At 62.3% G+C, this 25,361-nt stretch carries 26 protein-coding genes; 10 read left to right on the top strand and 16 right to left on the bottom strand.

All coding sequences use genetic code 11. The features are described 5' to 3' along the window. Window positions 1-116: 116 nt before the first annotated feature. Both AC1ECK_RS16830 and AC1ECK_RS16825 read right to left on the bottom strand, forming a co-directional pair. Entirely contained in the window at window positions 117-515 is a 399-nt protein-coding gene (locus AC1ECK_RS16830; protein WP_480321063.1) for a hypothetical protein, read from the bottom strand. A 338-nt stretch (window positions 516-853) separates the two neighbouring features. Beyond that, on the bottom strand, window positions 854-1,792 hold the full coding sequence (locus tag AC1ECK_RS16825) for a dihydrodipicolinate synthase family protein (protein WP_480321061.1): 939 nt from the start codon (window positions 1,790-1,792) through the stop codon (window positions 854-856). 216 nt (window positions 1,793-2,008) lie between these two features. On the opposite strand from AC1ECK_RS16825, the gene AC1ECK_RS16820 reads away from it, so the two are divergent. Beyond that, window positions 2,009-2,647, top strand: coding sequence for a nitroreductase family protein (locus AC1ECK_RS16820; RefSeq protein ID WP_480321059.1), 639 nt, complete (start codon window positions 2,009-2,011; stop codon window positions 2,645-2,647). A gap of 152 nt (window positions 2,648-2,799) precedes the next feature. Next, entirely contained in the window at window positions 2,800-3,279 is a 480-nt protein-coding gene (locus tag AC1ECK_RS16815) for a hypothetical protein (RefSeq protein WP_480321057.1), read from the top strand. A 45-nt stretch (window positions 3,280-3,324) separates the two neighbouring features. On the opposite strand, the gene kdgD is transcribed toward AC1ECK_RS16815, so the two are convergent. The 8 genes from kdgD to AC1ECK_RS16775 form a co-directional block, all read right to left on the bottom strand. After that, complete coding sequence (gene kdgD / locus AC1ECK_RS16810) at window positions 3,325-4,242, bottom strand: 5-dehydro-4-deoxyglucarate dehydratase (protein ID WP_480321055.1); 918 nt, start codon at window positions 4,240-4,242, stop codon at window positions 3,325-3,327. Between the two features lie 87 nt (window positions 4,243-4,329). After that, on the bottom strand, window positions 4,330-5,679 hold the full coding sequence (gudD, locus tag AC1ECK_RS16805; RefSeq protein ID WP_480321053.1) for a glucarate dehydratase: 1,350 nt from the start codon (window positions 5,677-5,679) through the stop codon (window positions 4,330-4,332). 64 nt (window positions 5,680-5,743) lie between these two features. Beyond that, window positions 5,744-7,075, bottom strand: coding sequence for an MFS transporter (locus tag AC1ECK_RS16800; protein ID WP_480321051.1), 1,332 nt, complete (start codon window positions 7,073-7,075; stop codon window positions 5,744-5,746). 420 nt (window positions 7,076-7,495) lie between these two features. After that, window positions 7,496-8,254 carry a FadR/GntR family transcriptional regulator gene (locus AC1ECK_RS16795; protein ID WP_480321049.1) on the bottom strand — a complete coding sequence of 253 codons (759 nt, stop codon included), beginning with the start codon at window positions 8,252-8,254 and terminating at the stop codon, window positions 7,496-7,498. A 254-nt stretch (window positions 8,255-8,508) separates the two neighbouring features. Next, entirely contained in the window at window positions 8,509-9,075 is a 567-nt protein-coding gene (locus AC1ECK_RS16790) for a nucleoside deaminase (RefSeq protein WP_480321047.1), read from the bottom strand. Next, window positions 9,072-10,142, bottom strand: a complete 1,071-nt coding sequence (locus AC1ECK_RS16785) for a BMP family ABC transporter substrate-binding protein (RefSeq protein ID WP_480321085.1) — start codon at window positions 10,140-10,142, stop codon at window positions 9,072-9,074. Before AC1ECK_RS16785 ends, AC1ECK_RS16790 begins: the two co-directional genes overlap by 4 nt. Window positions 10,143-10,346: 204 nt before the next feature. Then, a complete protein-coding gene (locus tag AC1ECK_RS16780; protein ID WP_480321045.1) occupies window positions 10,347-11,198 on the bottom strand; it encodes an AraC family transcriptional regulator in 852 nt (283 codons plus the stop codon). 193 nt (window positions 11,199-11,391) lie between these two features. After that, entirely contained in the window at window positions 11,392-13,680 is a 2,289-nt protein-coding gene (locus AC1ECK_RS16775; protein ID WP_480321043.1) for an NADP-dependent malic enzyme, read from the bottom strand. 130 nt (window positions 13,681-13,810) lie between these two features. Between AC1ECK_RS16775 and AC1ECK_RS16770 the strand changes: the two genes are divergently transcribed. Next, window positions 13,811-14,788, top strand: coding sequence for a LysR family transcriptional regulator (locus AC1ECK_RS16770; RefSeq protein WP_480321041.1), 978 nt, complete (start codon window positions 13,811-13,813; stop codon window positions 14,786-14,788). A gap of 95 nt (window positions 14,789-14,883) precedes the next feature. On the opposite strand, the gene AC1ECK_RS16765 is transcribed toward AC1ECK_RS16770, so the two are convergent. Beyond that, the gene (locus AC1ECK_RS16765; protein ID WP_480321039.1) at window positions 14,884-15,687 is read right to left on the bottom strand and encodes a phytochelatin synthase family protein; all 804 of its coding nucleotides are present in this window, start codon (window positions 15,685-15,687) and stop codon (window positions 14,884-14,886) included. A gap of 223 nt (window positions 15,688-15,910) precedes the next feature. On the opposite strand from AC1ECK_RS16765, the gene AC1ECK_RS16760 reads away from it, so the two are divergent. From AC1ECK_RS16760 to AC1ECK_RS16745, 4 genes are all read left to right on the top strand, one after another. Continuing rightward, a complete protein-coding gene (locus AC1ECK_RS16760) occupies window positions 15,911-16,402 on the top strand; it encodes a GNAT family N-acetyltransferase (RefSeq protein WP_480321037.1) in 492 nt (163 codons plus the stop codon). 163 nt (window positions 16,403-16,565) lie between these two features. After that, on the top strand, window positions 16,566-17,195 hold the full coding sequence (locus AC1ECK_RS16755; RefSeq protein WP_480321035.1) for a hypothetical protein: 630 nt from the start codon (window positions 16,566-16,568) through the stop codon (window positions 17,193-17,195). A gap of 48 nt (window positions 17,196-17,243) precedes the next feature. Beyond that, window positions 17,244-17,729 (top strand): HrpB1 family type III secretion system apparatus protein, encoded by a 486-nt coding sequence (locus tag AC1ECK_RS16750; protein WP_480321033.1) that lies wholly within the window; start codon window positions 17,244-17,246, stop codon window positions 17,727-17,729. A gap of 183 nt (window positions 17,730-17,912) precedes the next feature. Further along, window positions 17,913-18,554 carry a glutathione S-transferase family protein gene (locus AC1ECK_RS16745; RefSeq protein ID WP_480321031.1) on the top strand — a complete coding sequence of 214 codons (642 nt, stop codon included), beginning with the start codon at window positions 17,913-17,915 and terminating at the stop codon, window positions 18,552-18,554. Window positions 18,555-18,740: 186 nt separating this feature from the next. Here AC1ECK_RS16745 and AC1ECK_RS16740 read toward each other — a convergent pair whose 3' ends face one another. Genes AC1ECK_RS16740 through AC1ECK_RS16720 form a run of 5 tightly spaced genes read right to left on the bottom strand, consistent with a single transcriptional unit; the run spans window position 18,741 to window position 23,203 of the window. Continuing rightward, window positions 18,741-19,214 carry a hypothetical protein gene (locus AC1ECK_RS16740; protein WP_480321029.1) on the bottom strand — a complete coding sequence of 158 codons (474 nt, stop codon included), beginning with the start codon at window positions 19,212-19,214 and terminating at the stop codon, window positions 18,741-18,743. Next, a complete protein-coding gene (locus AC1ECK_RS16735; protein WP_480321027.1) occupies window positions 19,211-19,375 on the bottom strand; it encodes a hypothetical protein in 165 nt (54 codons plus the stop codon). The genes AC1ECK_RS16740 and AC1ECK_RS16735 overlap by 4 nt, the downstream gene beginning before the upstream one ends. Continuing rightward, complete coding sequence (gene mmsB, locus AC1ECK_RS16730) at window positions 19,372-20,256, bottom strand: 3-hydroxyisobutyrate dehydrogenase (protein WP_480321025.1); 885 nt, start codon at window positions 20,254-20,256, stop codon at window positions 19,372-19,374. The genes AC1ECK_RS16735 and mmsB overlap by 4 nt, the downstream gene beginning before the upstream one ends. A 45-nt stretch (window positions 20,257-20,301) precedes the next feature. After that, entirely contained in the window at window positions 20,302-21,828 is a 1,527-nt protein-coding gene (locus AC1ECK_RS16725; protein WP_480321023.1) for a CoA-acylating methylmalonate-semialdehyde dehydrogenase, read from the bottom strand. A gap of 58 nt (window positions 21,829-21,886) precedes the next feature. Then, complete coding sequence (locus AC1ECK_RS16720) at window positions 21,887-23,203, bottom strand: MFS transporter (protein ID WP_480321021.1); 1,317 nt, start codon at window positions 23,201-23,203, stop codon at window positions 21,887-21,889. A gap of 141 nt (window positions 23,204-23,344) precedes the next feature. Here AC1ECK_RS16720 and AC1ECK_RS16715 point away from each other — a divergent pair, with 141 nt between their 5' ends. The 3 genes from AC1ECK_RS16715 (at window position 23,345) to AC1ECK_RS16705 (ending at window position 25,361) form a co-directional block, all read left to right on the top strand. Then, complete coding sequence (locus AC1ECK_RS16715) at window positions 23,345-24,289, top strand: LysR family transcriptional regulator (protein WP_480321019.1); 945 nt, start codon at window positions 23,345-23,347, stop codon at window positions 24,287-24,289. Window positions 24,290-24,374: 85 nt separating this feature from the next. After that, on the top strand, window positions 24,375-24,767 hold the full coding sequence (locus AC1ECK_RS16710) for a nuclear transport factor 2 family protein (RefSeq protein WP_480321017.1): 393 nt from the start codon (window positions 24,375-24,377) through the stop codon (window positions 24,765-24,767). A 129-nt stretch (window positions 24,768-24,896) separates the two neighbouring features. Next, a complete protein-coding gene (locus AC1ECK_RS16705; RefSeq protein WP_480321015.1) occupies window positions 24,897-25,361 on the top strand; it encodes a hypothetical protein in 465 nt (154 codons plus the stop codon).

Genomic DNA, 25,361 nt, shown 5'->3' with positions numbered 1-25,361 from the left:
TTCCTCGCGGCTATAGCCCATCTGCGCCGTGCGCGAGCGGTGGCCGAACGAGCGCAGGTCATTCACTCCGTACCAGCGGTGGCTGCGCAATTCTTCGGGGGTCTTTCTCTTGGTGCTCACTTCGCATTACTCCGGAAAACCCAGTCGGTATGGCATTCGCAGCGGCGGGACATGTGCGACAAACTCTTGACCGACGGCATCCGCGTGACATACGCAGCAAATGCATCGCTGCCGGCTGCCGTGGGATGGGTATGTGGACGGCCCGCGGTCCGCATCGTCTTGATGTTGCCGTGCAGAAACGGCGCCAGCGCCTGGGTGTACTTGATATTGGAGAGCAGACTCGCGCATCGCGAACTGGAGGCGAAGCTGCTTTCCTGTGTGAAGCAGTGATTGCTCGGGACGTTGTTCGTATTGCGGAGCGCGGGCTGCGCCGCATCCGTATCGGCGGTCGCGTCGACGCCGGATGCAACTGATGCACCCGCAAATTTGACTGACAACCACTCCAAATCGAACATCCCGTCTCCTCACAATCTTGTTATTTGGACAATCCGCAAGACAAACGCCGCGTCAGATTCCCGCGTGAGGCGGCCCCGATGAGCGAACATACAGAACAGCCGATAATGATGTCAAGCAACTACAAAAGCTGATTTGATCGTAGTTGCTGAGTCACAACACCATAAACCACTGTTTTTATTGCGCTTATCGGCGTGGGTCAGGAAAACCCGAATGTATCACTGCTGCCGACGCTTAACGAACATGACACTAGTAAGACAAATGTGGCCCGTCGGCCGGCCCAGCGGTCGCTGCATGAAACGGGCGTGCCACACGGCGGACGCGCCCCAATCCAATTGGCTTACGCCTGCGCGTTAGCCGCAAGACTCCGTTCGAACACCAGCAGCGCCCGGGCCGCGGCATCCACCGCTGCGTGATGTTCCCGTGGCGTGCTGCTCAGCAGCGGCAGCATATGCCCCATGTCGGCAATGCCCGAGAATGTGACGGCATCGTGCAGCACGCGGATCAGCGAGATGTCGTCGCGTAAGGTTTCGAGCGGCATGAAGGCGTCATAGATACGCTGCGCCTCATCCATGTTGCCCGCCTTGGTGGCGTGCAGCATGGCCGTCACCGCATGCGACGCAATGCAACCCGAGCCGGTCGTCCACGCCGCCAGGCCAAACTCGCGCAGATGCACCAGCGCCGGCCGCTCGCCCATGCCCGACACCACCTTCGCGGCCGGCACGCTTTGCAGCAGGCGGCGCAGATAGGCGTCGTCCGCGGGATTCTCGCGCACGATCGCGTACTTGACCGCGATCAGCGTGCCGCGCTCCACCAGCCGCGCCAGCGTGTCCACGTCCACATAGTTTTCGCTCTTGATGTACAACGTGAGCGGCATGCCGGCCGCGTCGACGATGCGCGTGAGGCCTGCCTCGACGCCTTCGGAGGTCGTAAAGCCGGCCAGCGGCAGCACCATCGCCGTGCGGTACGAGGTCTGCGCGAGGATGCGGGCCTGATCGAGCATCTTGCCGTAGTCCGCACCGATGGCCGGGATCACGCGCGTGTCCGGACCGGCGCTTTCAGCAAGCAGATCGAGCAGCTCGCGGTATTCGCTCACGGCCACGTGGTAGAGGTTTGCGTTGCCGCCGTACAGCAGCGTGCGCAAGCCGCCTGCTTCGATGTGCCGGATCAGCTTCTGGTTTTCCGCCACGTCGAGCGACAGATCGGCGCGGCGCGCCAGCGGCGGCACGGCCATGACGGTCGAGGCAAACTCGCTCTCGTGAATGGGGGACACGTTCATGAGGGCTCTTGTCGGAATGGAGTGGATAACGGACAGGCCGAACGGTAGCACCGCCCTCGCCACGTTGTCAAACAACATAACAAATCGACAAAAACCCCATCTGTAGCGGGACTGAGCGACAGTCGATCCGACATACCCATCAAATGAGAATCATTTGCATTTAGACCAAGCTTGTCTCATCATAAGCGTCATCCCAACATTTCGATGCCGCCTCCGATGAACTCGCCTCTCGCTCTTGAACTGCTCGAACGCACGGCCGCTGTAGATCCGCAAGAGCGCGCGGATGCGGAAATCGCGCTGCAAGCACTGCTGTCGCGTCAGTCGCACTGGCCGCTGATGAGCCCTGGCCCCGACGACCAGGACCTCACCGCGATCTTCGACGCCGCGCTGCGGGCGCCGGATCATGGCCATCTGCGCCCGTGGCGCTTCGTGGTCGTGCGCGGCGCGGCGCGCGCCGCCCTGGGCGAGGTGCTGGTGGACATCGCCTGTGCCCGTTCGCCAGGCACCCCGCGTTCGGCGCATGCGCATCGCGCCCAGAAAGCCCAGGCGGCACCCGTGATCATCGCACTCGGTGCGGCGATCGATAGCGATTCGTCGGTGCCCGAAGTCGAGCAGTTGCTGGCGGTCGGCGCGGCGGCAATGAACATGCTCAACGCCATCCACGTGCTCGGTTATGGCGGCTTCTGGGCCACCGGCGCGGACAGCTACGATCCAGCGATGCAAACGGCGCTCGGATTCGAGCCATCGGAGCGGCTGCTCGGCTTCCTGTTCGTCGGCACGCCGCAACCGAATCAACGCCCCGCCACACGGCCCGCGCACACCGCGTTCGTACGCGAGTGGACCGGTCCGGCGTAGAAGCTGACGGCGGCCGTTTGAGCGCTTGCGCGGCGTCCCGGCTCGACAACCCGCACACTGAGCGACACCCTCCGCGGGCACTGCGCGCCACGACATCCGGCGGCATGCCCCATACGGGAGCAACATCTCTTCCAGTTCAGCTTGGAGGTCCTATGTATTTCCTCATTCCATCTGCACAGCCGTATACGCTGCTCGACGAATCGCTAGCGCAACATCCCGACGTTGCCGAGCAAACGGTGCTGACGGCGCTTCGAACCTGGATGCGCCCACGCTGCGATTCGGTGCGCAAAAACGAGAGCTGGCGTGCCGTGCTGTCCGACGCCGGTCTTTGCGCCGACAGCCTGCTCTGTTTCGATGTGCTGATGAATTCGCTCACCGACGAGTCGTGCCGGCCACTCGATACGCGCTGCCGCTGCGCGAGCGATCTCGCCAAGGATGAGGCCACCCTGCTGCAAACCCTAGCTCTGCTGCAACGCATGCGCAACGACGAGGCGATTGCCTTGCTCGACGACCGGTTGCCGCGACCGGCATCGGGCGTCGCGCTAAAAGTGGCTCGCTGGTTCGCGTTCTGGCTGCTCGATGCGGGACTCGAGATCCGCGTGCGCGAGCGGCGCGTCACCTATGTGCATTGAGGGCGTCTCCGGCATGAAGAGCGCCCGCCGCCGCACGCACAACACTTATTGCGCGCCGAGCTTCTTGATCAGCACGTCCAGTTGCGCCATTTCCTCGGGGGTGAGGTCGGTGAGCGGAGCGCGCACCGGGCCGGCATCGTGGCCCACCAGCTTCGCGCCGGCCTTGACGATGCTCACCGCGTAACCCTGGCGGCGATTGCGGATCGCCAGATACGGCAGGAAGAACTCGTCGAGCAGCTTGCCCACCGTGGCATGATCGTCGGCGGCAATCGCCCGGTAGAACGCCATCGCCGTCTTCGGAATGAAGTTGAACACCGCCGACGAGTACACCGGCACACCCAGCGCCTTATACGCCGCAGCATAAACTTCCGCCGTCGGCAGGCCGCCCAGGTAAGAGAAACGGTCGCCGAGGCGGCGGCGAATCGTCACCATCGCTTCGATCTCGCCCACGCCGTCCTTGAAGCCGATCAGATTCGGGCAGCTATCGGCCAGACGTTCGAGCATGTCCGCGTTGAGCTTCGAATTGGCGCGGTTATAGACGATCACGCCCATGTTCTTGACCGACTTGCAGACCTGCTCGACGTGCGCGGCGATGCCTTCCTGCGACGCTTCGGTCAGATAGTGCGGCATCAGCAGCACACCCTTCGCGCCGAGGCGCTCGGCTTCCTGCGCATATTCGATCGCCACGCGCGTCGGGCCGCCGGCGCCGGCCAGAATCGGCACCTTGCCCTTGCAGGTTTCCGTGGCAGTGCGAATCACATTCGTGTAGTCGCTCCTGGTCAGCGAGAAGAACTCACCGGTGCCGCCCGCCGCGAACAGCGCCGTCGCGCCATACGGTGCGAGCCATTCGAGACGTGCCGCGTAGGTGTCGGCGCGGAAGTCGCCGTTCGCATCGAAGTCGGTTACGGGGAAGGACAGCAGGCCTTCGGAAACAATCGCTTTGAGTTCTTGAGGGGTCGTCATGATCGGATCAGGTTCAAGTTTGGGTCAAGGTGAACAGCCGGTGAACGGCCGCGCGGGCCGTTGCCGGTTGCCGGGTCCAGGTTCGAATCAGCGCACGAGGCACGAACGCTTGTTGTCGAACTTCCAGTTCGGAATCAGGTACTGCATGGCGACGCCGTCATCGCGTGCGCCCAGGCCGTGCTGCTGATACAGCGCATGCGCCCGCTCCAGCGCGTCGGTGTCGAGCTCGATGCCAAGGCCCGGCGCTTGCGGCACCTTGACCTTGCCGCCGACGATCTGCAGCGGATTGCGCGTCAGGTGCTGGCCGTCCTGCCAGATCCAGTGCGTGTCGATGGCGGTAATCTTGCCGGGCGCTGCCGCTGCGACGTGCGTGAACATCGCAAGAGAAATGTCGAAGTGATTGTTCGAGTGCGAACCCCACGTCAGGCCCCAGTCGTTGCACATCTGCGCGACGCGCACCGACCCCTGCATGGTCCAGAAGTGCGGATCGGCAAGCGGAATATCTACGGACTGCAGTTGAATCGCGTGCCCCATCTGACGCCAGTCGGTCGCGATCATGTTGGTCGCGGTCGGCAAGCCGGTCGCGCGGCGAAATTCAGCCATCACCTCGCGTCCCGAGTAGCCGTTCTCCGCGCCGCACGGGTCTTCCGCATAGGCCAGCACGTCGTGCTGGTCGCGGCACAGACGCACGGCTTCCGCCAGAGACCACGCGCCGTTCGGGTCGAGCGTCACGCGTGCAGCCGGAAAGCGTTCCGCCAGGGCCGTCACCGCTTCGATCTCGGCGTCGCCAGCCAGCACGCCCCCTTTGAGCTTGAAGTCGTTAAAGCCGTAGCGCGCCTGCGCGGCCTCGGCGAGCCGCACCACCGCCTCCGGCGTCATCGCTTCTTCGGTGCGCAAGCGCTCCCAGGCGTCGCGCCCCTCGGCGCCGTTCGCATACGGCAGATCGGTCTTGTTGCGGTCGCCGATGTAAAACAGGTAGCCGAGCATCTCGACTTCGTCGCGCTGCTGGCCTTCGCCAAGCAAGGCGGCAACCGGTACGTCCAGATGCTGCCCAAGCAGATCGAGCAGGGCCGCTTCGAGCGCGGTCACGGCGTGAATCGTGGTGCGCAGGTCGAAGGTTTGCAAGCCGCGTCCACCCGCGTCGCGATCGGCGAACTGCGTGCGGGCCCGGTTCAGGACCGCTTGCAGGTTGCCGATCGACTGACCGACGACAAGCGGCCGCGCGTCGTCGATGGTCTTGCGGATGCTTTCGCCGCCAGGCACTTCACCTACCCCGGTGTGACCGGCGCTGTCGCGCAAAATCACGACGTTGCGGGTGAAGAACGGCCCGTGCGCACCGCTCAGGTTCAGCAGCATGCTGTCACGGCCGGCGACCGGCACGACGCGCAACTCGGTGACGACCGGCGTGGCGTTCGACTGGATGGGTTTCGTAGACATTAAGGTAGGACCTTTGAGGTAATAGAGCCGACTGGCAGAGTTCGTTGAATGGCGGTTCGCATGCTTAGTGGGCTTCGCGATGCAGCGGTCGCACCAACCCGTCGCGAGGCACGCGACGATTGCGGGTCAGGAACGCGGCCGCGGCGGCGATCAGCGACGCCACGCCAAGGCCATACAGGCCGCCGCTAATCGAGCCGGTATGCTGCTGCAGATAACCAAACGTGGCAGGCGCAAAGAAGCCGCCCAGATTGCCGACCGAGTTGATCAGCGCAATCACCGCAGCGGCCACCCGCGTGTCCAGATACCCTTGCGGGATCGGCCAGAACAGCGACGAAGCGGCCTTAAAGCCGATTGCCGAAAAACAGATTGCAACAAACGAGAACACCGGATTGCCGGAGGTCGAAGCGAACAGCCCACACGCCGCAATCACCAGTGCGCCGGCCAGCCATGCTTGCTGGAAGCGCCACCTGGCGGACAACACGGCGAAGCAGTACATGGCGACCATCGCGATGAGCCAAGGGATCGCGTTGTACAGGCCCACCTGGAAATCCGAGAGTCCGCCCATCTTGCGAATGATGGTCGGCAACCAGAAGGTGGCCGCGTAAATCGTCAATTGAATCGCGAAGTACAGAAAGCAGAACAGCAGGATTTGCGGATCTTTCAGCAACTTCATGGGCGGCAGATGCGCGCCGCCGAGCGCCTCGCGCTCGGCCTGCTCTTTGGCGATCGACGCGTGCAGAACCTGCTGCTCTTCGACGGTGAGCCAGGCGGCGTCGCGAATGCGCGATTTCAGCAGCACCCAGCTTACGCCGCACAGCACGATCGAAAAACCGCCTTCGATCAGGAACATCCATTGCCAGCCTTGCAGACCGAGTCCGCGCACGGACAGCAGGCTGCCGGTAATCGGACCGGACAGCACCGACGCAAACGCCGAACCGGAGAGAAACACCGCCACCGCTTTGCCGCGCTCTTTCTGCGGCAGCCATTGCGTGAAATAAAACACCACGCCTGGGAAAAAACCCGCCTCGGCCACGCCGAGCAGAAAACGCAGCACGTAGAACGAGGTGTCGTTCCACACGAACGCCATCGCCGCCGCCACCAGACCCCACGTCCCCATGATGCGCGTGAGCCATGCGCGCGCGCCGTACTTTTGCATCAGGACATTCGACGGTACTTCGAACAGCGCGTAGCCGACGAAGAACAGGCCGCTACCGAGACCGTAGGCAGCCGCACCGATCCCCAGGTCCGACTGCATATGCGAATTGACGAAACCGATATTCACGCGGTCGATGTAGTTCGCAATGAACATGATCAGGAAGAGCGGCAGCACATGCCGCTTCACCTTCGAGACCGCGGACTCGAGCGGATCGATCGCCGAGGTGGAAGCAGAGGCCAAGGTTGTCTCCTTGCAAGAAGGAGTATGCGGTCAAGCTCGCCTGCTCCCTCGATATACGTTGTCTGACGACAGTCTACTCTTTTTCATCTCGCGCTTCCAACCAAGTGTTTACCCTGAACTTCCCGCATGAACGATTGATGAAGAAAGGCTTTTCGAACGTAGTTCAAGCCATATAAGTCTTGTAGCCCGCCAGCCAGCCTCTATCAGGGCAGCTAAATTGCTCGTTCATCACGGCTCGTTATACGATGACCGATATCAAATCCGTCCTTATAGGAGACCTCGTGTAGATTTGCGGCGCAGACGGGATGGGCAGATCGTGCGCGGCTGAGGGTAGCGACGCACACCGCGGTAGCCTTTGGCGCACGCAGCATGAAAAAAGCGGCCTTGCGGCCGCTTTTTTCTGGCGTAACTCATAGCGCTTCAGACCGCGCGTTCCACACCCTGTTCCGCCGGAGCGCTCAAACGGCGCAGCCGTTCCCGGCTGCTCGAAAGATGCATGCGCATGGCCGCCCGCGCGCCTTCGGGATCGCGCCGCACGATGGCGTCGAGAATGCCTTCGTGTTCGATATTGACACGCGCCATATACGCGACGGGATCGCTCTGGGCGAGGCTCGGCGAGTCGACGCGATGGCGCGGAATCAGCGCCGTGCCCATCTGCGTGAGAATGTCCACGAAATAACGGTTGCCTGTGGCGCTCGCCACCGCGACGTGAAAACGCAAATCCGCGGCGGCGCTATCGCCACCGGCGCGGCTGGTCGCCTCGATGGCGTCCAGCGCCGCGCGAATATTGGCGATGTCGCGCTCGCTCGCGCGCTGCGCGGCGAGCCCTGCGCACTCGGTTTCCAAGCTGATGCGCAGTTCCATTACCGACAGCAGATCGGCCAGCGTGGTAGCCGGCACCATTTCGAGGCCGAGCGGTTCGCGGCGCGGCTCGAGCACGAAACTGCCGATGCCATGGCGCGTTTCGATCACGGCGTTCGCCTGCAGACGCGAGATGGCCTCGCGCACCACGGTGCGGCTGACACCGAGTAGCGACATCAACGTGGTCTCGGTGGGCAGCTTGTCGCCTGGCTTGAGCGCGTGCGAAGCAACCTGTTCGTTGATGTAGTTCACCACCCGGTCAGCAAGACTTCCGCGCGCGCGCTGCGGCGGCGTGGTGAGAGCGGGGGAAGCGGTCATCGAAGACCTCCTGGTTGTATGCTGACGCGTCCATTATACGTTGTCCTACAACGCAAAACGGCGCATTTGCGCACCAACCAAGGCGGTTCCCAAGTATCTAGCACCGTTGACGAACGGCGCGCCGGCGCCAAACACCGTGCGTTTTGCAAGCGCGCCGCAGACGATGTCAGATGACCCGTGAGGACATTCGAAGGCGCGTTGTCCGCGCCGCTTCTTGCCTGGACTTCAACCGCCCAAGCCTGAGGCCGCAGACCTCAAGCCTCGGGCCGATCGGCACGCGTGGCCCAGAAAGCCTTTTGCACGCGCATGATTTCATCCTCCACTTCCGCGACCGGCCCGATCAGCTCGACCGGTTTCTGGCAATGATCGAAGACATAGCGCGACGACACGCTCATGGTGGGATTTTCCGCGTGATTGCCGGTGGCCTGCAGCAACTGCTGCTCCGTCATGCCGAACACCACGCGGCCGATGTTCGCCCAGTACGCCGTGCCCGCGCACATGCAGCAAGGCTCCACCGAGGTGTAGAGCGTGCAGCTCCACAAGTACTGCGGCGTGAAGTTCAGCGCGGCGACGCGGGCCAGCACGGACTCGGCATGGTTGACCGTGTCGACATTGCCCTGCTCCATCAAGACGGTTTCCTGGTCGGGACCGACCAGGATCGCGCCGAACGGATGATGGCCGAGCAAGGTCGCACGTTCCGCAATCGCGCTCGAATGCCGGAGATGGCGCACGATCTGTTCTTGCGTCGGCGGCAAACCTTGCGGCGGGTAAACGGATGCGTCGCCGGCGGCAGCGGACCCGGGCACGATGGTGAGGCTCACTTGGGCACGGTGCCGTCGACGCCCTGCACGAACCAGTTCAGACGCGACAGGTCCACATCGCTCAGCGTCTGGCCCGCCGCCACCTTGACGGCCCCGCCCTGATCCTTGAGCGGGCCGGCGAACGGATCGAACTTGCCGTCGATGATCTCCTGGCGCTTCTGCGCCAGCGCCTTTTGCGCAGCCGGGGAAACGGCGTCGGTGTTGATGTCGGCAAGATCGATGGCTTTCTCCTTGAGCCCCCACCAGACCGGCGCGTTAGTCCAGTTGCCCGCTTGCACCTGCTGGATCAGATGGGTGTAGTAGACGCCCCAATAGCTCACGCATGCGCCCAGTTGAGCGTTCGGACCGAACTTCTTCATGTCCGAATCCCAGCCGAACGCATGCACTTTCTTCTGCTCGGCGGTCTGCATGGTGGCCGTGGAGTCGGTGTTCTGGATCAGCACATCCGCGCCTTCGCCGATGAGGGTCTCGGCCGCCTGCTTTTCGCGGCCCGGATCGAACCAGCTATTGATCCAGATGACCTTGACCTTCGCATTCGGATTGACCGAGCGCGCCCCGAGCGTGAATGCATTGATATTGCGCACCACCTCCGGCACCGGCACCGAGCCGACGAAGCCAAGCGTATTGGTCTTGGACGTATAGCCGCCGACGACGCCCGCAAGGTAAGCGCTCTGATACGTGCGCACATCGTAGGTGCCGAAATTTGCGGCCTTCTTGTAGCCGGTCGCATGCTCGAACACACTGTCGGGGAAGTCCTTCGCGACCTTCAGCTCGAAGTCCTGGTAGCCGAAGCTGCTGCCCACGACGATCTTGTTGCCCTTCGCCGCGAGGTCGCGGAAGACGCGTTCGGAATCGGCCGATTCGGGGACGTTCTCGACCCGGGTTACCTTGATCTTGTTGCCGAATTGCGCTTCGATCGCCTTGACGCCCTGCTCGTGCGCATAGGTCCAACCCGCATCGCCGGGGTTGCCAAGATAGACGAAGGCGACGCCGAGCGGCTGGGCCGTATCGGCGTAGGCGCTAAGCCCGAGGCCGAGGCTGGCTACCGCGAGGACGGTAGCCGTCATGCGGAATAGATGGCGAAGCGCGCGGGGCATCTCTGCTTTCATAAACGTTTCCATGGCGGGTTGGGCGGCGCCTCGAGCAGGCGCCGGTTTAGGGGAACATCAGCAGGGGCATATTCAAAGGCCAATTTGCCGATAAATATTTGCTGACGTTATCCCCGCCATAACGGAATCGATATTTGGCGTGCGATAGCCGCGTTGTCACTGTCAGTCGTGCGTACTCGCCTTTTCTTTCACGGGCACCCAGACTTCCACCGTGCCCGTGCCCTCGATGGGATTGAAGTCCTCGCTATAGCGCTCGAACTCGGGTGCTTCCGCGGCCCCCAGACCCGACGCCGGCAACCAGTGATTGAAGATGTTGTAGAAGGTCTGATGCAGGGTCGAGACATGGCCCTTGTGCTCGAACACGGCGTAACGCTGCGGATCGAGCTTGATCGATCGAAACGACGCTGGAATGCCCTGCGCCGTGCGCACTTCCACGCCGGCTATGTAATCAAAACTGCAGTCCGCACCGGGGTTGCAGCACACGCCATAGGTGGCGCCGCCCACCTGGCCGGGGACATGACCGATATGCGGACTGAAGGACTGCCACAGCACGGGGATGCCTTCATTGGTTTCGAACGTAAAGCGCCCGCCGAAGCCGGCGATCACGAACGCGCCGCGGGTCTCGAAACGCGGCGCAGGAAGATCGACATTTTTCAGCTCTTTCATACGTATAGGCTCCACAAGTCGAAGGTCGGTCAGCACGCGGCGGCTTCGCACTTCGTCCGGCGTGATGCCGAACAGATCGTGGAAGGCACGCGTGAACGCCTCGTGAGAACCATAGCCGTTGTCGAGCGCCACGCTGAGGATATCCGGCGCGCCCTGGACGAGCATCCGCGCCGCCCGGGTAAGGCGGCGCGCCCGCACATAGCGCATCACCGGCCAGCCCGTGCCGATGGCAAACATGCGCGAGAGCCCAAAGCGTGAGAGCTCGCAGGTGGCGGCAATCCGATCAAGCGTCAGTTCGTTGCACAACTCGATCTCGATGAACCAGAGCGCTTTCCCGATTGGATCCATGGTGTTCCTGAAGACGTCATGCCGCCAATATATGACATCGACGAGGCGGTCATTTGATCGTTCTTGCGCGGCTGCGCCGAAGGCTGCGAGGCGGTCGGAACCGGCGAGGCTGAGCGCCTCGCCTCATGGACATTCGCCCCGAGGACGCCTTTGCTCGCGCGCAGACGCCCTCGGGATTTGCGTCAGCCTCTCGTCAAACTTCGCGGTTCGCGTCGATCACCGTCAATGCCGCCATATTGATGATCCGGCGCACCGTGGAGCTCGACGTCAGAACGTGAACCGGTGCATTGGCGCCCAACAGGAACGGCCCCACCGCCACGTTGCTGCCCGCCGCGGTCTTCAGCAGATTGTAGGCAATGTTGCCCGAGTCGACATTCGGGCACACCAGCAGGTTCGCCGCCCCCTTTAGACGCGACATCGGCAGGATGCGCGAGCGCAGCGCCTCGTCGAGCGCGCAATCGCCGTGCATTTCGCCATCCACTTCCAGCGTGGGCGCCTGCTGCGTGACCAGCTCGAGCGCACGCCGCATCTTCGCGCCGGACGCCGAGCTGCCCGAGCCGAAGTTCGAACGCGACAACAGCGCCACCTTCGGCACCAGGTTCAAGCCCTTCATGCTGTGCGCCGCGGCAATCGTGAATTCGGCAATCTGCTCGGCAGTCGGATCGTCGTTCACGTGAGTGTCCACCAGCGCGATGGTGCGGTCGTCGAGCAGCAGGATGTTCATGGCCGCATACGTTTGTGCGCCAGCCTTCTTGCCGATCACCTGATCGACGAAGCGCAGGTGATCGTGATACGCACCCACGGTGCCGCACACCATGCCGTCGGCGTCGCCGAGCTTCACCATCATCGCGCCGATCAGCGTGAGGCGGCGGCGCATCTCGACGCGCGCCATCTCCTTCGTGATGCCGTCACGGCACATCAATTCCCAGTAAGTCGTCCAGTATTGATGGAATCGTTCGTCATACTCAGGATTCGTCACTTCGACATCTTGGCCGAGGCGCAAACGCAGGCCGTACTTTTCGATCCGCGCCATCAGCACTTCGGGACGGCCAACCAGAATCGGACGCGCGAGCTTTTCATCGACGATCACCTGGACCGCTCGCAGCACACGTTCTTCCTCGCCTTCGGTAAACACGATGCGCGACTTGCCGCCCTCGCGGACAATCTGCCGTGCCGCGGCGAACAGCGGCTTCATGAAAGCGCCGGAGCGGTAGACGAACTGCTGCAGTTGTTCGGTGTAGGCCTCAAGGTCCTGCAGCGGGCGCGTGGCGACGCCGCTTTCCATCGCGGCCTTGGCCACGGCCGGCGCGATGCGCACAATCAGACGCGGATCGAACGGCTTCGGGATGATGTAGTCGGGGCCGAAAGAGACGCCATATGCGCCGTATGCCGCGGCGACCACTTCGTTCTGCTCTTCCTCGGCCAGCGCGGCAATCGCGTAGACCGCCGCCTTTTCCATTGCGGGCGTAATGGTGGTTGCGCCCACATCCAGTGCGCCGCGGAAAATATACGGGAAGCACAGGACGTTGTTGACCTGGTTCGGATAGTCGGAGCGGCCCGTCGCAATCACGGCGTCGTCACGCACGGCCTGCACCTCGGCCGGCGAGATTTCCGGCGTGGGGTTGGCCAGCGCGAGGATCAATGGGCGCGCCGCCATGCGCTTCACCATCTCCGGCTTCAGCACGCCGCCCGCGGACAGGCCGAGGAACACGTCGGCATCCTCGATCACCTCGGCCAGCGTACGCGCCGACGTGTTCTTTGCGAAGCGCGCCTTTTGCGGATCCATCAGCGTGGTGCGGCCTTCGTACACCACGCCTTCGATGTCCGTCGCCCAGATATTCTCGATCGGCAAGCCGAGTTCCACCATCAGTTCGAGACAGGCCAGCGCCGCTGCGCCGGCTCCCGAAGTGACGACCTTGACCTCCTTGATGCTCTTGCCCACCACCTTCAGACCGTTGATGAAAGCGGCGCTCACGGTGATCGCCGTGCCGTGCTGGTCGTCGTGGAAGACCGGAATCTTCATCCGCTCGCGCAGCTTGCGCTCGACCGTGAAGCATTCCGGCGCCTTGATGTCTTCCAGGTTGATGCCGCCGAAGGTCGCTTCAAGACCCGCGATGATGTCGACCAGCTTGTCAGGATCGGTCTCGTTGATCTCGATGTCGAACACGTCGATGCCGGCGAACTTCTTGAACAGCACCGCCTTGCCTTCCATCACCGGCTTGGACGCCAGCGCGCCGATGTTGCCCAGTCCCAGCACCGCGGTGCCGTTCGTGATGACGCCCACCAGATTGCCGCGCCCGGTAAAGCGAAACGCGTTGATCGGATCAGCGGCAATTTCCTCGCAAGCCGCCGCGACGCCGGGGGTATAGGCGAGCGCGAGGTCTCGCTGCGTCACCAGCGGCTTGGTGGCGGTAACCGCCGTTTTTCCCGGAACAGGGAATTCGTGGTAGTCGAGTGCGGCCTGGCGATCCGTCGTATTCATGTTCTGAGCTCTATGGTTAGGCGCGTTGTCGGCGCGAATCAGGTGTCAGGCCATTCTATGCACGAGTCATAAGAACAATATTTGGAGTTAATATGCCCCCATCATGTTTTCCTAATGGCTCGGCACCTTCATGGCGGCTTTCGATCCCAACGCGGTGGTCCGCAAGCTGGCCTCGCGGCTGAAAATGCGGCACCTCACGTTGCTGCTGCAGATTCAGCAACATGGCTCGCTCACGCGTGCCGCCGAACATCTGGCGAGCAGTCAGCCCGCCGTCACCAATGCACTGGCGGAACTGGAGGACATGTTCGGAGCGCCGCTGTTCGACCGCTCGGCCCGCGGCATGGCGCCAACGGCGCTGGGCCAGGTGGTGCTGGCGAGAGCGCGGGCGATGACCGAAGATCTCGACCATCTGGTGCGGGAAATGGAGGCCGTGGCCTCCGGACACGCCGCGCACCTCCATATCGGCGTGATCCCGTTCATTCCCGGCCAGATGGTGTCGACGGCGATCCAGCGCACTCGCCCGGAAGGCGATCGCCGCTTGACCGTCACGATTCATGAGGGCACCAGCGAGCAGTTGCTCATGCAATTGCGCGACCATACGGTGGATATCGTGATCGGTCGCGCCTCATCGTCTCTGGATCTGCAGCAGGTCAGGGTCGAGGTGTTGTACCGCCAGCAACCCCGGCTGATCGCCAGCCGCCGCCTCGCGGCCCGCCTTGCACGCGGCCGGCTGGACTGGCAAAAGCTCGTGGAGCTCGACTGGATCCTCGGCGCACCGAACACGCCCATGCGCGAGCAGGTCGCCGATATTTTTCTCGGCGCCGGTTTGACGCCGCCGACGCCGATTGTCGAGAGCTATTCCTCCAAGCTGATCGGCGAGATGATCGTCGCGGGCGAGCAATCGGTGTCCATCGTTCCGGCGGATATCGCCGAGGAACTGGTACGCATCGCGGGCGTCGCGATCGTGCCTTACTCGTTCGAATGGACCTTGTCGCCGATCGCGCTATTCACACGCCTGAACGAAGCTCAGCGGATGTCCGGCCGATTGTTCGCTGCTTCGCTTCGTCAGGTATGCCAGGAGATTTATTCACGACCTGCGACGTCCTGAGCGCGAAGGCAAGACGCGAACACTGCTGTGTGAAACAATCCATACCCGATATCTGACCGGCGTTACCCGGAAGCGGAACGTGCGGGGTGCTTCGCTCAGTTCGCCTGCTTGCTGACGATCACCAACCCGCGCGAAAGACCACTGACGCTATCGACCGCTTGCGAGCCTGCATACAACTGCGCGATGGGCACCCACACCGCCGGGTACTTGTACCTTGCGACATCAAGTACAAGCGCGCTGTCGCTGGCCGCGTCGTAGGCCGCGAGCGGCGACCAGTGTCCTCCGCCTGTCTCGCCGATCTCCACACGTCTAAAGTTCAGCAACGCGAAGCGGTCGTCGTGCCCGGTCGTTTCGCGGATCAGATCGCGAAACTGTGCGAGCGTCAGGTCGCCGGAATGGAATTTCTTGACCGCGACCGGGAATTTGCTCAGGACCGCACTGAGCTGATCGAGCGTCATGCCCTCTCGCGAGACGCGGGCCGCATCGGCAATCTGCGGGTCAACGCCGCGGAAAAAGTCCTGTTGAGAAAAGTACGGGAAATCGGGGTATTGGGTCGACTCGGGACGTTTGATACCTAATGCATTTAATGCCATAACCGAGCTCGCCACCGAACAGTACGCCTCGTTTTTCTGCGTTTCGAAGTATTCGGACAGCGGCCAATATGATTGATTGTCGCGGCTGGAGATGAGGCGCTTCTGTCCTTCGGGTTGCATCAACGCTACGAGGTTCGGCGGGACAGGTAACGGGCCGTCTGCGGAACGGATCGCCGTTGACAAAGCCGCGTGACTCTCGGTGGCCGGCGGCGACGCGCAGCCGGACAATGCGACCAGCAATACAGCGGCAACCCAGACGAGCGGACGCTTGAAGCGGGCAGAGCGGAGCAATGAGTGGTGGGACATCTTGGCCTTCTCTCGCGGATGATTTCGAACGACTGCTTGCCTGGACGCTGCACCAACGCCCAACCGGTGCGCCTCGATTTTTAACACGAAACCGGTCCGCGCGTGAGGGACGCCCAAGCGCGCCGCGCAGGCGGCCGCGCACAACTGCACAGCGTTATCATCGCAGGATCACCTGATCCCGGCGCGGCCTGGCCGCGCAATTGACATAGCGACGAGTCCCTTAATGACAACGATCTGCGAGGCGCAATTCCCCCAACACCTCGAAGCCGTTCGCGCCATCTTCCGTGAGTACGCGGCAAGCCTGGGCATAGACCTGAGCTTCCAGGATTTCGAAGCCGAACTCGCGGACCTGCCCGGAAAATATGCGCCACCGCAAGGCCGTGTCCTGCTCGCCTGGCGCGATGCAACGGTGATCGGCAGCGTGGCGCTGCGTCCGCTGGACGAGGCGATTTGCGAAATGAAGCGTCTCTACGTCCGCCCCGCCGGACGAGGTGAACAGCTCGGCAAGCGATTGGCCGAACACCTCCTGCGCGTCGCAAAGGAGACCGGCTACAGGAAAATCCGCCTCGATACGCTCCCGGACATGCAGGCGGCGCAGCATCTCTATGCGTCGCTCGGGTTCGTCGATATACCGGCCTACGTTTTCAATCCCGTCGCAGGCACGCGGTTTCTCGAACTGGACCTGACAGTCACGCAAGAGGCCCGGCACCCGTAACGCCGAAGGCGAATTTCCCGCTTCGCATCGCGCGACGGCCGTTCGTATCGACAGCGCTGTCGTTTCACACCAGGTCGTAACCTCCGTCAAGGTCCAAATGGCTCCTCCATTGTGAAGGCAGTCCACGCGACCGTCCCAAACTTCATCTCGCGAGGAGGTAACGATGAACACCATATCGTCGTCTTATTTGAGTCCCACTACGCAAAGTACTCCGTCCACGTCTACGCAAGGCAGCGCGGACCAGGCGGTCGAGCAGTTGCTGCAGGACATCGAGACGCTGCTCGAGGACGCGAGCGGCAACGGTTCGGGCTCGAGCTCGGGCAGCGGCGGTTCGGGTCTCGGCGGCGGCTCGAGCGGCCTGCCGCAAAGCAGCAGCACTCTGCCCTCTACGGGTGGACTGCCCTCCACGGGCGGATTGCCGGGCGGTAGCGGCACCACGGGCGCACAAGGCGGCGCGGGCGCAACGGGCGCCGGTGCAGCGGGCCAGAACCTGCATGACGTGAAAATCAATTCCACGGCGGGCGGCGAAGCGTTGCATCTGCAGGAAGACAGCCAGGGCAATCTGTACAACGGCAGCGGCGACTCCGTGGGCCGTGTCAACTCGGACGGTTCGGTGTCGCTGAACTCGGGCGCGACGAAGGAAATCCAGCGCCTCGAAACTGGCGGCAACCCGTTCTCCGTGCTCAACGGTTCGGCGGCCAAGCCGGAGAAGGGCGATGGCGGCGACGCTGTGTTCTCGTCATCGGAAGTCACGGTGGAAGCAGGCGACCTGAATCAGACCAACGACTTCTGATAAAGCTGTATCCAGGACGCCGCTGGTCACGCACATCGGAGGACCGCGATGCCGGCAAACAACGTCGCGGCGTACCTGTCATGCCGTGACGATGTAATCGGACTGCTGTTGAAGATCTTCACGCTCGGTTTGAAGGATGCCCCGCGTGAGGATCTCGAAGACATGCTTCTGGCGTTGCGAGTCTTGCGCCGCGACGCGCTGCCGATCGATCTCGGCGAAGTTCGCCTCCATATCCGCGACGCGGACTGGATCGGCGCCGTGCGTCTGCTCAAGCGCCTCGAATGGGCCGAGCGCACCAATACAGCATCGATTGCCTTGCTGGCCGGCTGCCTGTTCAAGCTCAACGACAGCGAATGGCGTCGCTACGCCGCCAAAGTGCTCCGGGATGGCGGCAACCCTGCTGCTCTCGCGCTGGTCGGAAAATTCATGCAGATCGGCGAAACCTCGCGGCCCGTGCACGAGGTCGCGGGCGGCGACGAGTTGCGCACCCGCATTGCAGACGTATTGCATCGTGGCGGGCCGTCGGCGTTTTAGCTGGCTCGTCACTTTCAGCAGGCCCTTCATCCAGGTGGCTGGGACAACCGATCTGAGCCACCCATTCTGATAGCGTAGACTTGCCGGACAGCGGCACGGTCAGCGGATTGGCAATGCCGCTTGACCTGATCTGCCTCACGCGCTCAGCGATGCGCAACTCGAACCCTATGCAAAGGAAACGGCATGCTGACCGTCCACCACCTTGGGAAATCTCAGTCCGAGCGAATCGTATGGCTCTGCGAAGAGCTTGGCATTCCGTACGAACTCAAGCTTTACGCCCGCGACCCCGTCACCCGGCTCGGGCCGCCTGAATACAAGGCGTTGCATCCACTAGGCACGGCGCCGATCATCTCCGACGGCAATGTCGTGCTGGCCGAATCCACGGCAATCATGGAATACATCATGACGAAGTACGGCAACGGCGGCCTCGTTCCGGCCGCAACCGACCCCACCTTCGCCGACTATCTATACTGGTTCCACTTCGCGAACGGCTCGTTGCAGCCCAACCTCGGGCGCAGCATGATTCTCAGCCGGGTGGATCTGCCGGTGGACAACCCGACGCTGAAGTGGGTTACGAGCCGCCTCGATCTCGTGATGGGTCTCGTCGAAAAGCGCCTGGGTGAGAAAGACTATTTGGCGGGCGATGCGTTTACCGCAGCGGATATCGTCACGGTGTTTTCGCTTACGACGATGCGGCTGTTCCTGCCGATGGACCTATCGCTATACCCGAATATTCTCGCTTATTTGCAGCGCATCGGCGCCCGCGATGCGTATCGCCGCGCGATTAAAAAAGGGGACCCTGACCTGGTACCAATGCTGACCTGAGTGCGTCTAAGGCTGGAGAACGGGCAACGGTCTTTTAATCCGTTTGTCACAGGTTCGAGTCCCGTACGGCCTGCCAAGAAAATCAAAGGGTTACAGCCTTTCGCCTGTAACCCTTTGTCCGTTTACGGCTTCATGTAGGCATTGTGCGTAACGTGGCGCGCTTTTGGCACTGTTTTGGACGTGTTGTCACATCGCGACTGCGCCACCTTCGATCACGAAGTGTGCGGCGTCGACGCCCGGCGCAAAGAATCTCCAATCTTCATCTCCGGGCGCCCCATCCGGCGTAATAACGAGGCGCAGCCCTTTGGACAGTGAGATGTACGCTCCACCAGACTCGTTCGCAATCACGCTTTCAACAACCGCCGGACCGGACGTAACAAACAGATTATGGATTTTCTCGGTTGTTCGGTTTATTTCGTCATCCGATGCAACAAGATCAGCGTGCGTAGCAAATATGCTGCCCACTTGTTCAATTTTCCAACCGCACTGGATATGCAGTGCCCACAGTCCGCCTTCTAGCACGGTGCCTCTGCGGGTCGTGTATTGCTTAAGCGGGCCGAAGTGCAATGTAAGCATATCTGCCGCATGGCTAACTGCACTGGCGTTCAAGCCAACGAGAACCGATAGGCAGCTTTGAATTTCTTTCTTGGTGTCCGTCATTCGCCGCCTCCAAACATGTCTTGTGCGCGTTGCATGATTTCGTGATAGCCAAGCCCCTGTTTGCTGATCTCTTGATGCAGTTCTTGGATCTGACCTCGGTTTAGGCCCAACGCTTTAACAACATCCCTGAATTGCTTGTTTTGCGCCTGATTATTGCTCAATCAGCCTGATAAAGCTTGATCACCGCCGAAAAGTCCAGCCGACCCGCACCTTTGGTGCTCATCGCCTGATACAACTGCTGCGCGAGCGCACCGAGATAGACCGGCTGGCGGACCTGTTTCGCCGCGTCCGTAGCAAGACCAAGATCCTTCAGCATCAGATCCGTACCAAAGCCGCCCGTATAACCGCGCGACGACGGCGCCGTTTCGATCACGCCCGGGAACGGGTTGTAGGTATCCGAACTCCAACAGCGCCCCGTGGACGTGTTTATGATCCCGCCCAGCACCTTCGGATCGATACCGAGCGCCGCGCCCAGCGACATGGCTTCCGCGACACCAGCCATCGTGATGCCGAGCACGAGGTTGTTGCAAATCTTGGCCACCTGCCCCGTGCCAGTATCGCCGCAATGGACGATGTTCTTGCCCATTGCCGAGAGTACCGGCTTGACCTGCTCGTACACCGGCTGGCTGCCGCCCACCATGAACGTCAGCGTGCCGGCTGCCGCACCGCCCGTACCGCCCGACACCGGTGCATCGACGAACGCGTTGCCGTGCTGCGCCGCCAGTTCAGCGAACGCCTTGACGCTCGCCGGATCGATCGTGCTCGAATCGATGATCGTCACGCCTCTGGCGATGCCCGCCAGCACGCCGTCGTCCGCAGTAAGCACGCTGCGCACGTGCGCCGCTGCCGGCAGCATCGTGATGACGCATTCGACATCCGTCACCGCAGCCTTCGGTGAACTCGCCGCTTTGGCGCCCGCTGCGACCAGCGCCTGCACCGCCTGCTCGTTCAGGTCGAAGACGTTCACCGCATGGCCGGCTTTCAGCAGGTTGTGCGCCATCGGCGCGCCCATGTTGCCGAGTCCGATAAAACCGATCTTCATGATTGCGTCTCCGCTTCTTGTTCCAGGATGCTTCGCGCGCAGGGCCTAGCGCAGGCTGATGGTCGTATTGACGCCGTCGTTGACGGTGGCGTCGTCGAACCAGCGTGCGGTGACCGTCTTGGTCTGCGTGTAGAACTGCACGACCTGCTTGCCGTACGGACCGAGATCGCCGAGCTTCGAACCGCGCGAACCGGTGAAGCTGAAGAACGGCACCGGCACCGGAATCGGAATGTTGATGCCCACCTGGCCGACGTCGATATCGCTCTGGAACTTGCGCGCCGCGGCGCCGCTCTGCGTGAAGAGACCGACGCCGTTACCCATCGGATTGCGGTTGACGAGTGCAATCGCGTCATCGAGCGTCGGCACGCTCAGGACCACCAGCACCGGTCCGAAAATTTCGGTGCGGTAGATTTCCATTTCGGTCGTGACGTTCGTGAAGATCGTCGGGCCGATGAAGTTGCCGTCCTCATAGCCCGGCACCTTGATATTCCGGCCATCGAGCGCAAGCGTCGCGCCCTCCTTCACACCGGCATCGATCAGGCCGAGAATGCGCTGCTTCGCGGCGTGCGAGACCACCGGACCGATATCCGTGCCCGCTTCATTGCCTGCGTTGACCTTGAGCGTCTTCGCTTTCTCGATCAGGTCCGGTAGCCATTGCTGCGACGCACCCACCAGCACCACCACCGAAGTCGCCATGCAACGCTGGCCGGCTGCGCCGAACCCGGCGCCTGCGAGCGCATTCAGCGTCTGCTCGCGGTTGGCATCCGGCAGCACCACAGCATGGTTCTTCGCGCCCATCATCGACTGCACGCGCTTGCCGTGTTCACTGCCGAGGCGGTACACGTGCGTACCAACCGCGGTCGAGCCGACGAACGAGATCGCTTTCACCAGCTCGTGCGTGCACAGCGCATCCACCACGTCCTTGCCGCCATGCACCACGTTCAGCACGCCCTTCGGCACACCCGCTTCGAGCGCCAGTTCGACCAGTTGCATGGTCGACAGCGGGTCCTGCTCCGAGGGTTTCAGCACGAAGGTGTTGCCGCAAACGATCGCCATCGGGAACATCCACAGCGGGATCATGGCGGGGAAGTTGAACGGCGTAATGCCGGCGCATACGCCGATCGGCTGACGCAGCGTGTACGTATCGACGCTGCCCGCGACGTTCTCGGCGAACTCGCCCTGCTGCAGCGTGCCGATCGAGCACGCGTGCTCGACCACTTCGAGGCCGCGGAAAATATCGCCTTCGGCATCGGGAATCGTCTTGCCCTGCTCTGCCGAGAGCGTCTTCGCAATGCGTGGCATATGCTCACGGATCAGCGCCTGGTACTTCAGCATGATGCGCATGCGAGTACCGATCGGCGTGTTCTTCCACGTGGCAAACGCGGCGTGCGCGGCACGGATCGCCTCGTCCACTTCGGCGGCGGTTGCGAACGGCACGCGCGCCAGCACTTGCTGGGTCGCCGGGTTCACGATGTCGCGCCATTCGCGCGTGCCCGATTCGACGAACTCGCCGTTAATCAGCAGCTTGACTGTGACGACGTTCGCGTTGGACGCCTGGGTAACAGCATTCATGATCGATTCTCCTAGTTGGATTCGAATAGATAAGTAAGGTCAGTGGGCTATCGGCGAACTAGTCGTCTGCGCGGGGGCGCATCAGGAGCGTGCAGATCAACGCGACGACACCTAGCGCCACCATATAGGCGACCACGTAATGCGGACGGCCGGCGCCTGCGGCAAGCAGCGCGGTGGCGATCATCGGTGCGATGCCGCCGCCCAGCACACCGGCGATCTGCACTGACAACGAGATGCCGCTATAGCGAATCTCGGCAGGAAACTGCGACGCGAACAGTTGCGACTCGGGTGCATAAAGAATCGGGAACACGACACCCACGCCCAGCACCATCGCCCACCAGACGGTGAGCGGATCGCGGGTGCCGAGCATGGCAAAAAACGGCGCTGCAAACAGGCACATGATGACGAGGCCGATCAGGAACAGACGCCGCTGGCCGACGCGATCGCTCAGATAACCGCAAAACGGCATCGTGAACAGCGACAGCACGGCGCCCGCCGTGATCACATGCAGGATGCTCGCCTTGGGAATCTTCAACTGATTGGCGGCATACGCCAGCGCGAACGCGACGACCAGATAGAACCAGGTGTTCTCCGCTGCCCGTGCGCCGACGATGATGAGTAGCTCGCGCGGATGCCGGCGCATGGCGTCGAGAATCGGCGCCTTGACCGGCTTGCCGAGTGCTTTCACCCGCTCGAAGTCCGGCGATTCCGGCACGCGCACGCGAATCACCCAGCCGATCACGACCAGCGCGATGCTGGCAAGAAACGGAATGCGCCAGCCCCACGCCAGCAGATCCGCCTCCGGCAGTGCGGTAACAGCCGCCATGGCAAGAGACGACAAGATCAGCCCGAAGCCCACACCAGTTTGCGGCAGGCTGCCGAAAAAGCCCTTGCGTCCGGGCGGTGCATGCTCCACCGCCATCAGCACGGCGCCACCCCACTCGCCGCCGACGGCCATCCCTTGCAGGAAGCGCATCGCCACCAGCAATGCAGCGGCCCAGTAACCGATGCTCTGATAGGACGGAATCAGGCCGATCACCATGCTCGGAATACCCATTAGCAGCAGCGTGACCAGCAGCATCGACTTGCGGCCGACGCGGTCGCCGAAATGGCCGAACACGATGCCGCCCATCGGACGGCCGATGAAGCCCACGCCATAGGTTGCAAACGCGGCCAAGGTGCCGAGGATCGGATCGAGCGTGGGAAAGAAGATCTTGTTGAATACGAGCGCGGCGGCCGTGCCATACAGGAAGAAGTCATACCATTCGATCGTGGTGCCGGCCATGCTGGCCCACCCTGCGATCAGGTAATCCCTGGCGCGCCTGGGAAGCGGTGCGGCAACTGCCGCCCGGTCGGGGGTCGATTGCATCTGCATCCTGTTGTCTCCGATATTTTTTGCAGGCTTGCCGGTCACGCGGCTTGCGCGAGGCGCCTGTGCCGCGGTTGTCCCAGCGGCGTGCATCCGAGTATAGTTATTCGAATATCCACGGTATAGAGATGAAAAAGCCCATCCGATATGCAAAAAAGCACAATGCAAAGTGTGAACTGGGATGACTTGCGCTACTTTCTCGAGGTGGCGCGAACCCAACGGGCAAGCGGCGCGGCCAAACGTCTGGGCGTGGACCACACCACCGTGGCGCGCCGCGTGCGGGAACTGGAGGCGGCGCTCGGCACCGTGCTGTTCGACAAGTCGCGGGCCGACGGCTTCGTACTGACCGCCGATGGACAGCGCCTGCTGGCGTACGCCGACGCCGTGGAAACCACGGTCCAATCGGCTGCGGAGCAGTTCACGGGCGGCGCTCACTCGTTGTCGGGGCATGTGCGGATCGGCTCGACCGAGGGCTTCGGCTGTTTCTTTCTGTCGCCGCAACTGGCGCGCTTTACCGGCCAGCACCCGGACATTTCGATAGACCTGCTACCCGTTCCGCATTTCGTGAGCCTGTCCAAGCGCGAGGCGGATCTCGCCATCATGCTGGAGCGACCCGAGCGCGGCCAGTACGTCTACACCAAACTGTGCGACTACCGTCTCAAGCTGTACGGCACGCGCGACTATCTGGCACGCCACCCAGCCGTCAAGACGATTGCGGATCTGCGCGATCATGCCTTTATCAGCTACGTCGCCGATCTCGCCTTTAGCCGCGAACTGCTCTATCTGGACCGAACCATCCCGAACACCACCGCCAATCTGTGCAGCACCAGCGTGATCGCTCAATATCATGCGGCACTGCAAGGCAATGCGCTGGCCATATTGCCCTGCTTCATGGCCGAACCGAATCCGTTACTCGAGCCGATCTTGCCCGATGAAATCACGGTGACGCGGCATTTCTGGATCTGCTGCCGCGAGGATCTGCGCAAGCTACGACGCATCACGTCCTTGTGGGACTACCTGCGCACCGCTGCAGATGTAAACCGGGCACTGTTAATGGGAGAATCGCCGCATATGCAATACGTCGAGGCATAAATGCCCAAGCGGTTGGACATCGGCGCGGCAATCAGCGCTGACGATCCACGAATTCAATCTGACCATCACCTCAGCCACCCTGCCGATGACCAGCACTGTTGATGTCACTTCTCAAGTAGTCCGGGAGTTCTGGCGGCTTATGGCCGCCAACGATTTTCATGCCGCGACCTCCGTCATGGCCGACGGTTTCGTCCTCGAATGGCCGCAGTCCAACGAGCGGATCAGAGGCGCGAGGAATTTCGCGCTGCTCAATACGTCCTACCCGGCGCACGGCCTGTGGACGTTTGCGATCAACCGGCTGGTCTGCGGCGAGCAAGACGCGGTGTCGGACGTGTCGATCACCGACGGAGTACAGGTTGCGCGGGCGATCTCCTTCTTCACCGTGACGGACGGCAAGATCACGCGGATGGTCGAATTCTGGCCCGAACCTTACGAAGCGCCGTTCGAGCGCCGGCAATTCGTCGAACCGCTGGTCTAGGCGCACAGAGCGAGGCGTGCCCCACGAAGTGATGTCCATTGCGGGGCGGCAAGGCGTGGCAAAAAAATGGGGCTTAAGGTTTTGGCCGAGAGGCCGTTATTGCATCTGCCAACCTTTCACGACCCGCTCATGGCCAAGACAATTCCGTTTTCCGGCAACACCCAGGCCGCCCGCGCACGCGCTGCCAAGGCCATGCTGCTGCCGCTTCCGAGGGGTACCGCGGACGGGCTCGCCCTTCAGGTCCACCTCGCGCTCGATGCCTTGCGGCGCGGCAAAGGCGACGTCAGCGCCGCCCAGACGCTGACGCAGGCGATGCTGCTGGTCGCCTTTATCGCCGAAGCGGGTTACGGAACGCTGACCTCCGAGGCGCTGCGCACGGCGGACATGTGCAGCGCGGCGTGCTTCGAGCGTGGCCGCGTTTCGGGAGAATGGGTGTTAGATCGGACCGGCTACGAGGTATTCGCAGCGATTGTGACGGTCTACGACTATCAATTGCAGAAGGCTCCGCTGTGGGCCGTTACCGAAGCCAGCGACCGTCTGGACCGGTTCACTGCCGGCGAGCCGTATCACGCGATCAACCGCAAGCGGGCCTGA

It is taken from the genome of Paraburkholderia sp. SSBN10T, assembly GCF_056619545.1.
This window is presented reverse-complemented; position numbering and strand designations above follow the sequence as displayed.

What these genes read in the sequence shown, in the direction of transcription:
- AC1ECK_RS16715 (WP_480321019.1), top strand. Translation starts at nt 23,345, where the DNA reads ATGCAAAAAAGCACAATGCAAAGTGTGAACTGGGATGACTTGCGCTAC.
- AC1ECK_RS16710 (WP_480321017.1), top strand. Translation starts at nt 24,375, where the DNA reads ATGACCAGCACTGTTGATGTCACTTCTCAAGTAGTCCGGGAGTTCTGG.
- AC1ECK_RS16745 (WP_480321031.1), top strand. Translation starts at nt 17,913, where the DNA reads ATGCTGACCGTCCACCACCTTGGGAAATCTCAGTCCGAGCGAATCGTA.
- AC1ECK_RS16765 (WP_480321039.1), bottom strand. Translation starts at nt 15,687, where the DNA reads ATGTCCCACCACTCATTGCTCCGCTCTGCCCGCTTCAAGCGTCCGCTC.
- gudD (WP_480321053.1), bottom strand. Translation starts at nt 5,679, where the DNA reads ATGTCTACGAAACCCATCCAGTCGAACGCCACGCCGGTCGTCACCGAG.
- AC1ECK_RS16830 (WP_480321063.1), bottom strand. Translation starts at nt 515, where the DNA reads ATGTTCGATTTGGAGTGGTTGTCAGTCAAATTTGCGGGTGCATCAGTT.
- AC1ECK_RS16705 (WP_480321015.1), top strand. Translation starts at nt 24,897, where the DNA reads ATGGCCAAGACAATTCCGTTTTCCGGCAACACCCAGGCCGCCCGCGCA.
- AC1ECK_RS16785 (WP_480321085.1), bottom strand. Translation starts at nt 10,142, where the DNA reads ATGACGGCTACCGTCCTCGCGGTAGCCAGCCTCGGCCTCGGGCTTAGC.
- mmsB (WP_480321025.1), bottom strand. Translation starts at nt 20,256, where the DNA reads ATGAAGATCGGTTTTATCGGACTCGGCAACATGGGCGCGCCGATGGCG.
- AC1ECK_RS16780 (WP_480321045.1), bottom strand. Translation starts at nt 11,198, where the DNA reads ATGGATCCAATCGGGAAAGCGCTCTGGTTCATCGAGATCGAGTTGTGC.
- AC1ECK_RS16795 (WP_480321049.1), bottom strand. Translation starts at nt 8,254, where the DNA reads ATGACCGCTTCCCCCGCTCTCACCACGCCGCCGCAGCGCGCGCGCGGA.
- AC1ECK_RS16770 (WP_480321041.1), top strand. Translation starts at nt 13,811, where the DNA reads ATGGCGGCTTTCGATCCCAACGCGGTGGTCCGCAAGCTGGCCTCGCGG.
- AC1ECK_RS16815 (WP_480321057.1), top strand. Translation starts at nt 2,800, where the DNA reads ATGTATTTCCTCATTCCATCTGCACAGCCGTATACGCTGCTCGACGAA.
- kdgD (WP_480321055.1), bottom strand. Translation starts at nt 4,242, where the DNA reads ATGACGACCCCTCAAGAACTCAAAGCGATTGTTTCCGAAGGCCTGCTG.
- AC1ECK_RS16755 (WP_480321035.1), top strand. Translation starts at nt 16,566, where the DNA reads ATGAACACCATATCGTCGTCTTATTTGAGTCCCACTACGCAAAGTACT.
- AC1ECK_RS16740 (WP_480321029.1), bottom strand. Translation starts at nt 19,214, where the DNA reads ATGACGGACACCAAGAAAGAAATTCAAAGCTGCCTATCGGTTCTCGTT.
- AC1ECK_RS16720 (WP_480321021.1), bottom strand. Translation starts at nt 23,203, where the DNA reads ATGCAGATGCAATCGACCCCCGACCGGGCGGCAGTTGCCGCACCGCTT.
- AC1ECK_RS16725 (WP_480321023.1), bottom strand. Translation starts at nt 21,828, where the DNA reads ATGAATGCTGTTACCCAGGCGTCCAACGCGAACGTCGTCACAGTCAAG.
- AC1ECK_RS16750 (WP_480321033.1), top strand. Translation starts at nt 17,244, where the DNA reads ATGCCGGCAAACAACGTCGCGGCGTACCTGTCATGCCGTGACGATGTA.
- AC1ECK_RS16825 (WP_480321061.1), bottom strand. Translation starts at nt 1,792, where the DNA reads ATGAACGTGTCCCCCATTCACGAGAGCGAGTTTGCCTCGACCGTCATG.
- AC1ECK_RS16775 (WP_480321043.1), bottom strand. Translation starts at nt 13,680, where the DNA reads ATGAATACGACGGATCGCCAGGCCGCACTCGACTACCACGAATTCCCT.
- AC1ECK_RS16760 (WP_480321037.1), top strand. Translation starts at nt 15,911, where the DNA reads ATGACAACGATCTGCGAGGCGCAATTCCCCCAACACCTCGAAGCCGTT.
- AC1ECK_RS16820 (WP_480321059.1), top strand. Translation starts at nt 2,009, where the DNA reads ATGAACTCGCCTCTCGCTCTTGAACTGCTCGAACGCACGGCCGCTGTA.